Source organism: Moorena sp. SIO1G6, from assembly GCF_010672795.1.
GTDB lineage: Bacteria > Cyanobacteriota > Cyanobacteriia > Cyanobacteriales > Coleofasciculaceae > Moorena > Moorena producens.
This window is the reverse complement of the sequence record NZ_JAAHFZ010000003.1, coordinates 93,035-107,667: the sequence shown is the minus strand read 5'-3', so window position 1 is coordinate 107,667 and position 14,633 is coordinate 93,035. Positions and strand designations below refer to the sequence as shown.

Here is a 14,633-nt window from a genome sequence, read left to right as displayed (position 1 = left end):
GATATTATCATGTTGGATAATATGCCAGTTGAGCAGATGGAGGTAGCAGTTAAGCTAATTCGCGTACGCAACAACAACATTAAAATTGAGGCATCGGGTAATGTTACCTTAAAGACGATTCGTGCAGTGGCCGAAACAGGAGTAGATTACATCTCCAGCAGTGCTCCGATTACTCGCTCTAGTTGGTTGGATTTGAGTATGAGATTGGGGAGTTGGGATAAACAGTAGTATTGCCGTTTATCTCAAAGAGTATAGCAAGTATACCCTGGGATAGATTTTGAATAAAGTTCGAGCTTATTACTGTACTATTGACGAGGATGACTTGAGCGAGCAGCCATGACAGAGTTAATGAATGCTGTGATTCTTACCGGATTTGGAGGGCCAGAAAAACTGGTCTATACCCAAGTCCCTAAACCAGTCCCGAAACAGGGAGAAGTGTTAATTAAAGTAGGAGCTTGTTCTGTTAATAATACAGATATTAATACTCGTACTGGCTGGTATGCTGCAGAGGATAATTTTCAAGATCTTCTGCGAGACTCAAAAAAAAATGACCCCAATCATTCAGCTTGCTGGACACAAAATGGAACAGAATTCCCTCGAATTCAAGGCGCTGACATTGTTGGTCAAGTTGTGGAAATGGGTTCCGATGTAGAACCGCAACTCCTTCATCAACGAGTTATGGTTGACAGTTGGATTCGTGATGAAACGTTAGATGACTATCAATATGTTGGCAGTGAATTAGATGGGGGATTTGCAGAATATGCAGTGATTCCAGCCACCAATGTTTATCAGATTAATTCTCCACTTTCCGATCTTGAACTCGCTACCTTTCCCTGTTCCTATTCCACAGCAGAAAATATGGTAACTAAGGGAATAATTTCAGCAGCAGACACGGTATTGATTATGGGGGCTTCCGGTGGTGTAGGGACTGCTTTGATTCAATTAAGCAAAATTAGAGGAGCCAAAGTTATTGCCGTTGTTGGCGCGAATAAAGAGCATTTTGCAGAGGAGTTAGGTGCTGATTATGTCTATCGACGAGATGAGCAATTAGCCTCTAATTTAGAGCAACATCTAATTACTGTTGCTCTAGATGTGGTGGGAGGAGATTATTTTAATTTGATTATTAAAGCGCTTAAACCCAGAGGAAGATATGTTTCCTGTGGTGCAATTGGAAATCCAATGGTTCCTTTAGATTTGCGGGATTTGATTTACAAAGATTTAGAGATGATTGGAGCAACGCGGCTTGAACCTGATGTGTTCCAACAATTGGTTGGATATCTTGAAGAAGGTCTTTTAAAACCTTTGATTGCTAAAGTTTTTCAACTTTCTGAAATTAAGGAGGCTCAGCAATTTTTTCAGACTAAAACATTTTTTGGTAAAGTGGTTATAACCCCTTAGTAAATAACTCATTGTATATAGCGTTTATCATAGCTATGAGGTACACATTATTTTTTCCCTCTTCCCTCTTCCCTCTTCCCTGCTCCCTGCTCCCTGCTCCCTGCTCCCTGCTCCCTGCTCCCTGCTCCCTGCTCCCTAAAACCCACAGATTTGTACCTCATGGGTATAAGACTTGCTATACTTAAGATAAAAAAGAGGTAAATTTAGAGCATTAAATGAATATCACTTTAAAACTTTTAGATTGTACTCGCTCCAAACACAACCTGACATTACTTTATCAATATGACGAAATAACTTTTACAACTACTCTCTGGTATTCAACAATTGACTTTCATCAGCTTGAGTCTGAGTATAGTCAGGAATACATGGAAAAAATTTATTTCCATATTTTGTTATTTCATGGTTTAAAAATATTAAGTTTAAAACCGACTCATCTGGATTTAGGAAAATATGGCAAATATTGGACAAATAATCTACAAAAACTCTGGGAAGTAAGTGTTGAACAATGTTTAGGTCAGTGGCGGTATGAAACTGGTAATTTAAATTATCAAGGAGCCGAAATTATTCATAAAGATGTTACCACCATGAAAAGAGAAGCGGTAACTCTAGTTCCAGGAAGCACTCCCTTGCTTCTTTGTAATGGTGGTGGTAAAGATAGTCTACTAATGGCACGTTTGTTGGACGATAATAGTGTTCCTTTTGATAGTTTCAGTATTAACCTACACACCCATGCTAATCCTGAAAAGTTGTTTGAAATGCACGAACAACATCTTTACAAACTCCAAAATCCGCCACCCAAAATTCATCGTCAGTATATTATCGAGTCATTCCTCAATTCTCCAGCAGCTAAACTTCATGGGGTAGAAGGTGTAGAGGTTTCTGAAATTAGAAACTATGAAGACTTACCCCTCGCTTATGGAATGTTTGGCATTCTTCCCATAATCCTTCAGGAGAAATATACCCAACTTTGTTTTGGAAATGAAAAAAGTGCTGACAGCGAACAGGTTAAGGTAGATAATCAGGTGATTAATCACGCCTGGTGTAAAAGCACTGAATGCGAAATTCTTTATGAAGAATATATTCAACAAGAATTTATCAGTAATCTGGCTATTTTTAGTTTGCTCAAACCCATGTCAGATACCTTAGTTTATCGGCTCTTATCTCAAAAAGTTAGACAAGAAGATCTCAAATTAGTTTATTCATGTAACACCAATCCTCCTTGGTGTAAATCCTGCCCTAAATGTGCTTACGTTTATTTATCTTATATGGCTTATGTTACTCCAGAGCAGGCAAATGAAGTTCAACACCTCTTAGGCAAGGAAAATCTTTTTGATCGCCCAGATTTACAGCTTTATTATCGTCAGTTGATGGGGCTAGAAGCTCATAATGCTTTTGAATGTGTGGGCGAAATCGAAGAAACGAAACTTGCTTTAGAAAAATGTGTTGAACGGGGATTTACTGGAGAGGCGATTAACTGCTATTCTAAAAAAGCCCGTCTAGATAGGAGCGAATATCAAAAGTTGTGGAAAAAATACCACCAACTGGATTTATCCTATCAGCGTCTGCCGCCAAAACTGATGGAAATCTTGCTAGAGGAATGTCAGAAATTGGAGAATAAATAAAATTTTATACTGGTTGTAAATATTACACACCATTGCAACAACAAATAATCAGGAGGTCTTGATGACAAGCAATGTAATCACAAAAGAGAGCTTTTTAACAGTTGCAGGTAAACGCTTCCACTACATTTGGTTGCGGGATAATTGCTTATGTCCCCAGTGCAGCCATCCAACTTCTTTTCAGAAGCTCTATGAGATTAGTGGCACCTCAACCCCAGAACCCTTATCTTGGGAAGAAAAAGATGGGGAACTGAGGATTACCTGGAAAGAAGATCCGGCTCATGTCAGTATATTCCCAATCTCTTGGTTGCTCGCTCATGCCTATGATGACGAATCAGAAGCAGGTAGTGCCAATCAACAGCCGGAATCAGATCCTCACAACCAGGAAATTCTGTGGGATAAACCTTGGATAGAGGCAAACATATCCGGGTTGCAGGAAGCCCTTTCATCCGATCCTGAGTTGTGGCTCAATCAACTCCTTACCGTAGGATTCACCGTACTGCATAACATAGAATTTAAGGATTTGCAGCCAATGCTCGAATCCATTGGACCCATCTACAAAAGTGACTATGGATTGTTCGCACCATCAAAGACCACAAAGGAAGGAAAGGACTTAGCAGAGACTGGTAATGGGATGAGCTTGCATACTGACTATACCTATTGGCACACTCCCCCTCTCCTGTCGTGCTTGTATTGTGTGGAAAATGATGCTTCTGGTGGGGAATCACTTATAACAGACGGTTTTCGAGTCGTGGATGACTTTCGTCAGCAACATCCAGACCATTTTCAGCTTTTGACTCAAACTCCCATTCAGTTTAAACAGGTTTACACAGAATGGCAATACTTTTACTCTAGGACTCAGCCTATCCTAGAATTGGATGACTCCGGAAAGGTCACGAGAATCAACTTTGCCAATTCTCACAGCTACAGTTGGAAACTACCATTTGACCAGATGGAGGCATTTTATGCAGCCTACACAACCTTCTTTCTCTATCTAAAAAATCCCGTTTACCAATACTGCTTTCGTCTCCAACCGGGAGATCTTCTGCTGATGAATGACTCCAGGATTATGCATGGACGGAAAGCTTTTGCAGGTAATCGACATCTGGAAATCGCCTGTATTTCTTGGGACTTTTTGGAGGCAAGGCAGCGCTTTCATCAATATAAACATCTCTATGTATATCGGTAAATCCTCCCATCTGAGAGATTTTAATAAGAGATTTTAATAAAATGAATTTACGAAGCGCTACAGTAGTGGTATTGACAAACTGAATATTATTACCAAACCGCTCACCATTCATAATATCCTTGATCAACAGTTCCACAGTACCACCAGAGTCAGCAGGACGAGAATAAGGAGCTAGGAAGTAGTGCGTAGGGTGCGTTAGGGGCGGACTAGCCCTTATTTTTCGCCTAGTAGTCAGCGTTGCGATAGTCCGCCCCGTAACGCACCACCAAAAGGCTCGCCCTCATTTTCTCGGTAGCCAGTGTTGGGACAGTCCGTCTGAAAAGAGCAGAAACGGGCAAGATCCCCATTCCACCAAGATCCCCATTCCACCAAGATCCCCATTCCACCAAGATCCCCATTCCACCCACCGGGTCAAACAGCTTTAATCAGATGCACCCTTAGCTTCTCTGTTACCCCCTAAGTTTAAGTATAAATAACCATGCCCTCACCATTCCCTGGAATGAATCCCTATTTAGAAGATTCAGCCTATTGGTCAAGCGTACATCATTGGCTAATTACGGAAATTGCTCGCTTATTAAACCAACAGTTAGCCCCTAAATATGTAGTTGCGGTAGAAGTGCGAATCTACGAAACTAGTGGAGAAAAGTCCACGCTTATTGGTATTCCTGATAATGTCATTGCTAAAAGCTCTGAAAATACGATCAGATCTCCCGAGTCTAATGTAGCTGTTGCAGTTCCTTCTACCGAACCTTTAACGATAGAACTTGCTCTGACAGAAACTATTAAGCAAGGATATCTAGAAGTTAGGAGAGTTGGTACAGGAAAAGTTGTTACGGCTATTGAAATTATTTCTCCTATCAATAAAAATGTAGGAGAAGGTCGGATAAAATATGAAAAAAAACGTCAGCTTATTTTAAGTAGCCAAACAAATTTTGTAGAAATAGATTTACTACGTCAAGGTAATTCACTGATTAATTTAAATCAGAATATCGAGCGTGACTATCACATTTTAGTTAGTCTTAGTCATCAACGCCCTCAAGCCTATCTATATGCTTTTAACCTTCAAGATGTGATTCCTGTTTTTCCTTTACCTCTATGTCCAGAAGATCCAGAAATACTTCTAGATTTACAAATGATTTTACATCAAGTTTATGACCAAGGCCGCTATGATTTAATGATTGACTACAAACAAAAAAATATTCCGGGTTTATCAAAAGCTGATGCAAGTTGGATAGATTTTTTTTAAAAAAACAAGGATTAAATTAAATTATTTATTGTAAAAATTGACATCAAAACTCGTTAAAATAAAAAAAATAACCAGGTTTTTTTGGTAAGATTTATGGCAATATTACCTCCCCCAATAGTGTTAGACTCTCTACTGCATCAATGGCTCAAAGAAGATATTGGTAGAGGCGATCGCACCACCCAAGCTTTGTTCGCTCAAGAAGTTAGTTCTGGAAACGGACAATGGATCGCTAAGCAAGCAGGTACAATTGCGGGACTGACAATTGCAGCGCGGGTGTTCTATTTATTAAATGAAAAGGTCAGCTTTATCCCCCTAGTAGCAGAGGGAGAAAGTTGTCAGCCAAGCCAAGCCATTGCTCGTTTTCACGGACCATTTGATGCTTTGTTAATGGGAGAGAGAGTAGCTTTAAATCTAACTATGAGTCTGAGTGGCATTGCTACCCTAACCCGTCAGTATGCCGAAAAAATTGCTGATTTGCCTGCTCAGTTGGTGGATACTCGCAAAACTACTCCAGGCTTAAGACTCTTGGAAAAATATGCAACTCAAGTGGGAGGAGCTATTAACCATCGCATGGGCTTGGATGATGCGGTGATGATTAAGGATAATCATATTCAAGCGGCTGGGGGAATTGGGGAAGCGATCGCTCGAATTCGTAAGACTATTCCCTATCCTATGACCATTGAAGTAGAGACAACAACTCTCGCGGAAGTAGAAGAGGCTATCGCCCACAATGCTGATATTATCATGTTGGATAATATGCCAGTTGAGCAGATGGAGGTAGCAGTTAAGCTAATTCGCGTACGCAACAACAACATTAAAATTGAGGCATCGGGTAATGTTACCTTAAAGACGATTCGTGCAGTGGCAGAAACAGGAGTAGATTACATCTCCAGCAGTGCTCCCATTACTCGCTCTAGTTGGTTGGATTTGAGTATGAGATTAGGGAGTTGAGATAAACAGTAGCACAACCGCACAGGGGATTTGGGAACAGGGAACGGGAAATAACCAATTTAAAGGCGTTGCTGATTCTGAGTATGGTTTCGCCCCCCTAGCCCCCCAAGCGAGGGATTGCTCGCTTGGGGGGAAAAACTCTCAAGCGATGCAGCGCGGTCTTGGGGGTTTCCCCCATGAGCGACTGCATCAAGACAAGTCCCCCAGAATTGGGGGATTTAGGGGGCTTTAATAAAACCAGATTATCGCGCATTCATTCCTTAATTCAGCAACGCCCATGAGCTTACCAATTTTTAAGAATATTCCTACAGATTAATAATCTCCCCATCTCTCCATCTCCCTATCTCCCCATTATCATCGGTAGCAAACATAAATGAAATTAATATAAGGGTTAAGGAATTGGCACAAATTCATACTCCAAGCTAGAACTATTACTTGGTTCAATTGTCACCAAATTGACCGGTTGATAGCGATCGCCTGATGGAAAAAAACGAATCGGAGCAGCAGCACCTCTAGCAAAAAAGTTCGGTGCTGAAAGTTCTTGTTGAACTCCGCTGCGAGTAGGATTATGTCTAATCGCCGCACTTAAGGCTTGGACAGCATCATAAGCCATGGCTGTGCGCCAGTTAACATCAATACCCCAAAGCTGATCAGCGGTTTTCGGAAATTCAGAACCAGGCTTGGCTAGGGGATGCCAGGGTAATGCTACTACCATCCCTTCAGCATCTTTACCTGCTACTGTCAATGTCTTGGTATTGTAAACTTGATTTCCCGCCAAAATCACTAATTGTTGACCCAAACTATTGCGGTGTTTGCTATTGAGCTGAACCACATTTAGTACCTGATGTTGGGTGCTAGAATCAGCACCTAACATCAGCGCTTGAGCACCACGATGAATCGCTTGTTTAAAGCTTTTAGCAGCACTAAAATTTTTCTCAGACACGTCAAAATCACTAACTACTCGTCCTCCTTTCAAGAATACAGCGGTTACAAACTCTGACTTAAGAGACTGACTAGACTCACTTTGAGAATTGTAGAAAACAGCAACATTATGCTGCTTGAGGTCTTGCACCATGTGTTTAGCTAATGCTCTACCTGCCAGGAAATCATTCGGGACAGTACGAAAAACAAAATTGCTAATTCCTGATAGGTTTACTGAAGTGCTAATGGGCGAAATCGTTACCAATTGACCGGATTCATAGCTATCTGCTGTAGCTTGAGTAACCTTGCTGTTGAAATTACCAACAACTGCCAAAATCTCTGGCTTACTTACCAACTTCAATGCTAATTTTTTGGCCACCTCTGGATTATTATCATCATTAGCGATCAGTACTTTGACAGGAATACCTTTAATTCCACCAGCTTGATTGATTTCCTGTTGAGCTTGAGCCACACCCCGAAGTATATCTTTAGCAGTATTTATGTCATCACTAATGGACACAACAGCAGCAATCGTGTAATAGGGTTTTTCCCCAATACGAGCGTTATTAAGGTAGATGAGAGCTTCTGGATCATCACGGTGGAGGTCTAAGGATTCAGTGAATTTCACCACTGCCTCGTCGTAATTAACAGCAGTAACCGCTTCTACTCCTAGCTGTTTTTCCAGTGTTGTTGAATCAGAAAATAAAATATGGTCTCCCCGACTAAGGTAATTTGGTATGGTTGCTTTCTCTGAAGATGTATTTTTCGATACCAGCATAGATAAGGGAGATGTGGTCACTTTAAACCACCACAGACACCCAGATACCAAAGCTAAGGAGATCATCAATGATAGCCCAAGAAGCTTAGTTTCGTTGTTCTGATACATACGCTATTGCTAATTTTTATACATGCCAACCCTGTTGATTACCCGGAATAATGCTTAATACTAATTTGTTTTGTAATCTTTCAAGGTAATTGATGAGTGGAATGGTTGACGGTTAACGGTTGACAGTTGAAGGTCAACGAAAAACCATCAACGGCGCTTGAAATAGTGACCCTGTAGAATACAACTGAATACAACTGAATACAACTGAATACAACTAAATACAACTAGTTAACAAAAGCCCTTGTTGGATACTCCTGGTTAAGTAAATAACTTATGGAAATAACTTATGGAAATAACTTATGGTACAAGATTTGAGCACTGATCAGGTGACAAAATGGCAAAAATATTTATCAGTCCTGAGTTCTTAGTCCTGATTCCTTAATCCTTAGTTCTTAGTCAACTCGACTGTTGCCATTGCTGAATAGGGTTTGGGTACTCAATTCGAGTTAGGTCAGTTACCGATTACCGATTACCGATTACCGATTACCGATTACCCTCAATCATTCCAGAATTGGGCAACGCTCTTATTTCTATGTTGCCCCGTTTCTACTTGCTAGGAATCGGCACAAAGTCATAACCAAAGCTGGAACGATTACCTGGTTCAATCTTGACCAGCTGGACAGCCTGGTTGCGATCGCCTGATGGTAAAAACCGAATTTTGCTGGATACTCCTTGGGGCTGAAAACCTGATCCGGATAGGGAGTTTTGCACACCGGAACGGCTTGGCTGCTGTTTAAGGGCTGCAATTAAAGCTTGAGTAGCATCGTAAGTCAAGGCAGTGCGCCAGTTCACATCTGAACCCCATAATTTCGTGGCGGCTTGGGGAAAGGGGGAATTTGGAGCGCCCAAAATATGCCAGGGGACTGCCAACACCATACTAGCCGCATCCTTACCACCGATTTGCAAGGTCTTGGGTTTGTAAAGACTATCCCCTGCTAGCATCGGTAAACGTCCATCATTGACTTGCACTACTAGTAACGCTTGGTCAAGGGTGGCGGAATTGGGGGCTAAGATCAACACTTCTGCACCTGTTTCGATCGCCTGTTGGACATCAACAGCAGCATTAAAGTTAGGTTTAGTAAAGTCAAACTCTCTCACGACCTCGCCGCCATCAGCAAACAGGGCAGTGGTAAATGCATCAGCAAGAGATTGGCTGTAGTTGCTCCGGGAATTAAAAAAGACAGCTGCTTTGCGTAGATTTAATTGATTTAGCATGTAGCGAGACAGGGCGCTACCAAAAAAGCGATCGCTAGGGATAGTCCTAAAGACATAATTACCCAGTCTTGAAATAGTTACTGAGGTACTAGTCGGAGAAATCACCACCAACTGATTCTCTTGATAAACCTCTGCGGCTGCCAGGGTGACCTCACTGCTAAAATGACCAATAACCCCCAAAACATCTGGATTATCCACAAAAGCTTTAGCTATTTTTTTAGCAACCTTGGTATCATTGTCATCATTAGCAATCAGCACCTTCAATGGTATATTATTAACGCCACCCCTAGCATTGATTTCCTGTTGGGCTTGGGCAACACCCCGTAACATTTCTTTGGCTGCATTTACCTCGACACCAATAGGTATTGAGATCGCAATTGTATAAGACTCAGATGTACCGATCCGAGCGTTATTGAGGTAAATCAAAGCTTCTGGATCGTTTTTCTTACTTTTAAGCGATGCCTCCAGTAAGGAAGCCGCTTTACCATAATTCCCAGAAGCAAATGCTTTGACTGCTGCCTGTTTTGCTGGTGTTACCTCTGTTGATATTAAGCTTCTATCTCCGGCACTAAGGTGCTCTGCTATGATTATCTGAGGCTTAATGTTTGTAGTTTTTGGAGTTACCTTAGCCCTAGGTTCATCTTCCTCCGTTTCCTCCGGAAATGGCAGTGTGATTATCTGACTTTTCTGAAGCCACCATAACCCTCCCAACACCATAGCTACCGTAATCACCATGGATAGCAAAAGAACACTCGTTTCGTTTTTCATCGGACATAAGTTCCGTTGTCAGTTACCCTGCATCATTCCTTTAATCAGCAACGCCCCTGCTATAGTATTCGAGATAACAGTTGATAAACCAGCCGGAAAAGTGCCGTCAGAGCGATCGCTGCTGCTGCAGCTAGAACTGATATTATGATAACTAACTGGATTGACTGCTGGACTCGCAGCACCGGGAAAAGTATCAAAAGTCCCAAGCTTATGCCTCCAATAATCACTAAGTCAATTTTTTCAATAAACCTGCGATATTGAGCATAAATTAGCCCTCCCAAACTCATTCCCCATAAAAGCATACCCAGTGGGTTGGAGGAGACGATCTTAGCAAAAGCAGTTGCAGCAATGAATAATAAAGCTCCCTCAAATCCAGTAAACGCAGCCGCCCCTAGTACCTCAAGTAGAGAAAAGTTTGGTCTGAGGGGTTTGGATAGGGGTGAGTGGGTTTGTGGTCGCCTGGTGTGGGGCTGGGAGGGTGGGGATACTGGTAGAACTGAGCCATAATGGCGTTGAGGGGTTGTCTGAGCAATGTTTAAACAATTTATGGCATCAAGAACCTCCTGAGCAGACTGAAAGCGTTGATGGGGCATTGGCATAAGTAGTCGATTGAAAATACTCTCAAGTGCATTGCTGATTTGGATATAACTTCTCCAGTTCCATTCATGGGTAACAGGTTCGTAGAGTTCATTGGGTTCTCTGCCAGTCATCAAAACCATCACAGTCACTGCCAGAGCATACAAATCCGTTGAAGGGTAAATTTGAGAACCGGTCATTTGCTCCGGTGGTGCAAATCCGATGGAATAAATACCAGTAGACCTCGCCGCTGTTGATCCTGGGTTGACCTGTTGCTTAACTGCACCAAAGTCTAATAGATAGAGAAGCCCATTGCGATCGCGCATAATATTGGAAGGCTTGATATCGCGATGAATGGAGCCATTGTCATGGACAAATTGGAGGACTTTGAGAATTTCTGTTAACACTTCTATGGCTTTGGCTTCAGAAAATGCTCCTAAGGTGTTGAGTTCTTCCTCCAAGTTTTGTCCATCAATATATTCTTGTACCAGATAGAAAAACTGGTCTTCTTTACCCGGTTTCAGACTCGGCACAGTCAACGGAAAGTAGGCATACAAATCGGGGATTTGGGGGTGACGCCTGCCCAATTTCTCTAAAACCGTTGCTTCCCGCTCAAACAATCTGTGGGCAGTTTGTAGTTCCCTCTGGCTAATTCTCCCAGACGGTTGGAACTGCTTAACTACACATTGACGCAAGGTAGGGGTATAGCGATCGCGTGCTAGAAATGCGGCTCCAAATCCTCCTTTCCGCAGCAGCTGGGAGGGAATGTAGCGACTTGCTACAATCAGGGGCATACCACAGCTATTACAATACCTTTGCTCTGTGGTGGTTAGAGTGGTTCTGTTATCTAGATCATCAAAGTAATTATGGGGATTTGGGCAGCCAGGACGGGTGCAGAAAATTTCCATGTTTTAGAGGATCACTATGAAAGACAAGGCGCTACCAGGCATCTACTTGATACTCTACTAGAGTCTATTTATATTCCTCAATCGAGGGCTAGGCATTTGTACATTAGTTCTATAGTTTTAATCTATATCTATATCCAAATGCTAATGTTCATTCCTTGCTACCGCTTCGCGCTTCGCTCAGGTATCAGAGGTTAGAACTCAGCTGACAAGCTCTAGCAAGTCGCTCGTTGTTGTGTTTATTTTAGTCGTTAGCTAATATTAAACTCACGCCATTTTGAAGAAGCCCCTGGAATTTTTTGCATTACTGATCAGATCTTCTCCTGGGCAGCGGGATAAATTCCGTCACTTGTTTTCTACCCTTTCAACCCCCGGCTTCAGCGTGGGGGCTATCCACTTCTAGATTGTTGGGATTAGTTACCATCCCTGATAGTGGCAAGGATTGCCCGTGCCATGCTACTGAGCCAAACAAGGGCAAAATCTGCCTACAGAAGGCTTCTGTTGCTTTGGAAAGGTAACGATTGGGGTTAATCACCAAAGACAATACCCGTTTAACCACTACTCCCTCTATTTTTGCCCTGTGTAGCACGCCCATTTGTAATTCTTTTTCAATAGCTGTAATCGATACAAAGGCAGCTCCTAGTCCTGACTGTACTGCGTTCTTAATCGCTTCAATGGAGTTAAGTTCCATCTCCACCTTAAACCGTTTAGCATCAATGCCACTGCGACCTAATACCTGGTCAATTACCTTACGGATGGTGGATTGGGAGTCCAAGGCAATAAACTGTAACTTATACAGGTCCTCTTTTTCGATCTTCTCCAAAGAAGCCATGGGATGAAATGCAGGCAAGATTAGCACTAGCTCATCTTCAGCATAAGGACTAATGGTCAAGGTTTCCTGAAGTTCTAGGGGAACTTCACCACCAATAATGGCCAAATCCACCAGTCCATTGGCTACACCCCAGGAAGTGCGGCGAGTGGAGTGAACCTGTAATTGTACTGTCACTTCAGGATAGTGTTGTCGGAACATACCAAGCATCCGAGGTAGTAGATAGGTTCCGGTAGTTTGAGATGCACCAATAATTAAGGTCCCACCTTGGAGACTTTGTAAGTCGTCAATGGCTCGGCAGGTTTCCTGGCATAGAGCCAGAATTTTTTCCCCATAGTCCAACAGCAGGTGTCCAGCTTCGGTCAGTTGGGCACGGCGTCCACCCCTGTCAAATAACGGCACCTCTAACTGTCGCTCTAAATTTTGTACTTGCAGGCTGATAGCAGGTTGGCTTACGTATAGACTATCAGCAGCACGCTTGAAACTCCCCTCAGTAGCGATCGCTTTGAGTATACGGAGTTGATCGAGAGAAAAAGGTAGGTCAGACATAGGGCTAAACCATTAACAGAAAGGAGCGAGCTGAAATCGACACTAACATAACCAGGACTCAAATTCTTGCTCTTTTTTGCTATAATAGAGCGTTATTTCTCATCTATCACCCTTGCCTATGGTATTTCCAAATTGGCTGAGTGTCAGCCACTTTGTCATGTTTGGGTTGCTATTGACTTTTGCGATCGCTCATAGTGGTTTAGCCGCCCTGCGTTCTAAGGGTGAACAAATAATTGGTCCAAGGCTTTATCGTATTGTCTTTGCTTTAGTGAGTCTTCCGCTAGCAGTTGTATTAATTATTTACTTTTTGAACCATCGGTATGATGGTCTACAGTTGTGGCTCCTTCAGGACCTGCCAGGGATGAAGTCATTAGTATGGGGGCTTTCAGGGATTTCGTTCTTGTTTCTTTATCCAGCTACGTTTAATTTATTGGAAATTGCTGCGATTCAAAAGCCCCAAGTCCATCTATATGAGTCTGGCATTATGCGGGTTACCAGGCATCCCCAAATGGTAGGACAAGTAATATGGTGTATTGCCCATACCCTCTGGATTGGTAGCACCTTTACCCTATTGACCTCCGTGGGATTAATTCTCCACCATCTTTTCGCTGTCTGGCATGGAGACCGCCGGTTGTTGGCACGGCATGGAGAAGCCTTTTGTACAGTCAAAGCTCGCACATCGGTAATCCCTTTTTTGGCAATTATCCAGGGACGTCAATTCCTGAAATGGCAAGAGTTTGTTCGTCCGGCATACCTAGGAGTCATCGGTTTTACTGGGCTGTTGTGGTGGGTACATCCCCTCATGATTACAGCTGTAGCCCAAGTAAATTGGTAATTAGGGCATTTCTGTTGTTCAGATGATCCCGATTCGATGTAGCATGATCCCAAACAAATGTAAAAACCCTTATATTTTAAAAAACCATGGTATTGTCTGTTGATGAACGGACGTTTTCAAAAACAGTTTTAGACTCTTCCACCCCAGTTATCGTTGATTTCTGGGCCCCTTGGTGTGGAGTGTGCCGGTTTGTTCACCCCATACTTGAGGAATTCCAAACTCAAGGAAGCAATTATGTCAAGGTTGTCAGAGTAAACGCCGATAACAATCTCAAGCTTGCCAATACCTATCGACTCAAGACCCTACCGACATTGCTATTCTTTGAGCAAGGTCAGTTGGTCTCACGAATAGAAGGTTTCCAAGGTCGGGATGAGCTGCTCAGGGAAATTGCCAGGCTGCTCAAATCACACTGCCAATACCCAGATTTCACCAAGGACTTGGATAAAAGGCAGCGCCAAGGTTTGAAAGCTTTTTCGGTCAATATCTCCTCAAGAGAAATTATAGGTATTAGGTATTAGGTATTAGGTATTAGGTATTAGGTATTAGGTATTAGGTATTAGGTATTAGGTATTAGGTATTAGGTATTAGGTATTAGGTATTAGGTATTAGCTACAAGAGGGTAATGGTACAGAAGGAAAGCTTTTGAGAGCCTCCGTGCTTGACCAGGCGCTAGCCAACTAGGTCAGAACACCCTTAGCCATTCAACCTAAAAGCCTAGAACCTTAACTTAAACTAATTAGCGCGCC

At 42.4% G+C, this 14,633-nt stretch carries 10 protein-coding genes and 2 pseudogenes; 8 read left to right on the top strand and 4 right to left on the bottom strand.

Annotated features, from left to right (window positions below):
- The 6 genes and pseudogenes from F6K63_RS04755 to nadC form a co-directional block, all read left to right on the top strand.
- Positions 1 to 228 (top strand): annotated as a pseudogene (locus F6K63_RS04755) (carboxylating nicotinate-nucleotide diphosphorylase); the annotation flags it as partial.
- A gap of 207 nt (positions 229 to 435) precedes the next feature.
- A complete protein-coding gene (locus F6K63_RS04750) occupies positions 436 to 1,398 on the top strand; it encodes an alcohol dehydrogenase family protein (RefSeq protein ID WP_287311031.1) in 963 nt (320 codons plus the stop codon).
- A 215-nt stretch (positions 1,399 to 1,613) separates the two neighbouring features.
- Positions 1,614 to 3,020, top strand: a complete 1,407-nt coding sequence (locus F6K63_RS04745) for a MurL C-terminal domain-containing protein (RefSeq protein WP_287311029.1) — start codon at positions 1,614 to 1,616, stop codon at positions 3,018 to 3,020.
- 61 nt (positions 3,021 to 3,081) lie between these two features.
- The gene (locus F6K63_RS04740; RefSeq protein ID WP_287311028.1) at positions 3,082 to 4,206 is read left to right on the top strand and encodes a TauD/TfdA family dioxygenase; all 1,125 of its coding nucleotides are present in this window, start codon (positions 3,082 to 3,084) and stop codon (positions 4,204 to 4,206) included.
- Between the two features lie 478 nt (positions 4,207 to 4,684).
- Entirely contained in the window at positions 4,685 to 5,452 is a 768-nt protein-coding gene (locus tag F6K63_RS04735; protein WP_287311026.1) for a DUF4058 family protein, read from the top strand.
- 93 nt (positions 5,453 to 5,545) lie between these two features.
- Positions 5,546 to 6,403 (top strand): carboxylating nicotinate-nucleotide diphosphorylase, encoded by an 858-nt coding sequence (gene nadC, locus F6K63_RS04730; RefSeq protein ID WP_008190794.1) that lies wholly within the window; start codon positions 5,546 to 5,548, stop codon positions 6,401 to 6,403.
- A 391-nt stretch (positions 6,404 to 6,794) separates the two neighbouring features.
- Here the strand turns inward: nadC and F6K63_RS04725 are convergent, their stop codons facing one another.
- From F6K63_RS04725 to F6K63_RS04710, 4 genes and pseudogenes are all read right to left on the bottom strand, one after another.
- Positions 6,795 to 8,210 (bottom strand): ABC transporter substrate-binding protein, encoded by a 1,416-nt coding sequence (locus F6K63_RS04725; RefSeq protein WP_287311024.1) that lies wholly within the window; start codon positions 8,208 to 8,210, stop codon positions 6,795 to 6,797.
- A gap of 546 nt (positions 8,211 to 8,756) precedes the next feature.
- Complete coding sequence (locus F6K63_RS04720; RefSeq protein ID WP_287311023.1) at positions 8,757 to 10,193, bottom strand: ABC transporter substrate-binding protein; 1,437 nt, start codon at positions 10,191 to 10,193, stop codon at positions 8,757 to 8,759.
- Positions 10,194 to 10,252: 59 nt separating this feature from the next.
- On the bottom strand, positions 10,253 to 11,677 hold the full coding sequence (locus F6K63_RS04715) for a serine/threonine-protein kinase (RefSeq protein ID WP_008190803.1): 1,425 nt from the start codon (positions 11,675 to 11,677) through the stop codon (positions 10,253 to 10,255).
- Between the two features lie 462 nt (positions 11,678 to 12,139).
- Positions 12,140 to 13,052 (bottom strand): annotated as a pseudogene (locus F6K63_RS04710) (LysR family transcriptional regulator); the annotation flags it as partial.
- Between the two features lie 118 nt (positions 13,053 to 13,170).
- On the opposite strand from F6K63_RS04710, the gene F6K63_RS04705 reads away from it, so the two are divergent.
- A complete protein-coding gene (locus F6K63_RS04705) occupies positions 13,171 to 13,887 on the top strand; it encodes an NnrU family protein (protein WP_008190806.1) in 717 nt (238 codons plus the stop codon).
- A gap of 86 nt (positions 13,888 to 13,973) precedes the next feature.
- Positions 13,974 to 14,405, top strand: a complete 432-nt coding sequence (gene trxA / locus F6K63_RS04700) for a thioredoxin (RefSeq protein ID WP_008190808.1) — start codon at positions 13,974 to 13,976, stop codon at positions 14,403 to 14,405.
- Positions 14,406 to 14,633 lie beyond the last annotated feature (228 nt).

Bases quoted from the DNA above. Each gene is read 5' to 3' on its own strand.
- F6K63_RS04745 (WP_287311029.1), top strand. From the start codon at position 1,614: ATGAATATCACTTTAAAACTTTTAGATTGTACTCGCTCCAAACACAAC.
- F6K63_RS04740 (WP_287311028.1), top strand. From the start codon at position 3,082: ATGACAAGCAATGTAATCACAAAAGAGAGCTTTTTAACAGTTGCAGGT.
- F6K63_RS04735 (WP_287311026.1), top strand. From the start codon at position 4,685: ATGCCCTCACCATTCCCTGGAATGAATCCCTATTTAGAAGATTCAGCC.
- nadC (WP_008190794.1), top strand. From the start codon at position 5,546: ATGGCAATATTACCTCCCCCAATAGTGTTAGACTCTCTACTGCATCAA.
- F6K63_RS04725 (WP_287311024.1), bottom strand. From the start codon at position 8,210: ATGTATCAGAACAACGAAACTAAGCTTCTTGGGCTATCATTGATGATC.
- F6K63_RS04720 (WP_287311023.1), bottom strand. From the start codon at position 10,193: ATGAAAAACGAAACGAGTGTTCTTTTGCTATCCATGGTGATTACGGTA.
- F6K63_RS04715 (WP_008190803.1), bottom strand. From the start codon at position 11,677: ATGGAAATTTTCTGCACCCGTCCTGGCTGCCCAAATCCCCATAATTAC.
- F6K63_RS04705 (WP_008190806.1), top strand. From the start codon at position 13,171: ATGGTATTTCCAAATTGGCTGAGTGTCAGCCACTTTGTCATGTTTGGG.
- trxA (WP_008190808.1), top strand. From the start codon at position 13,974: ATGGTATTGTCTGTTGATGAACGGACGTTTTCAAAAACAGTTTTAGAC.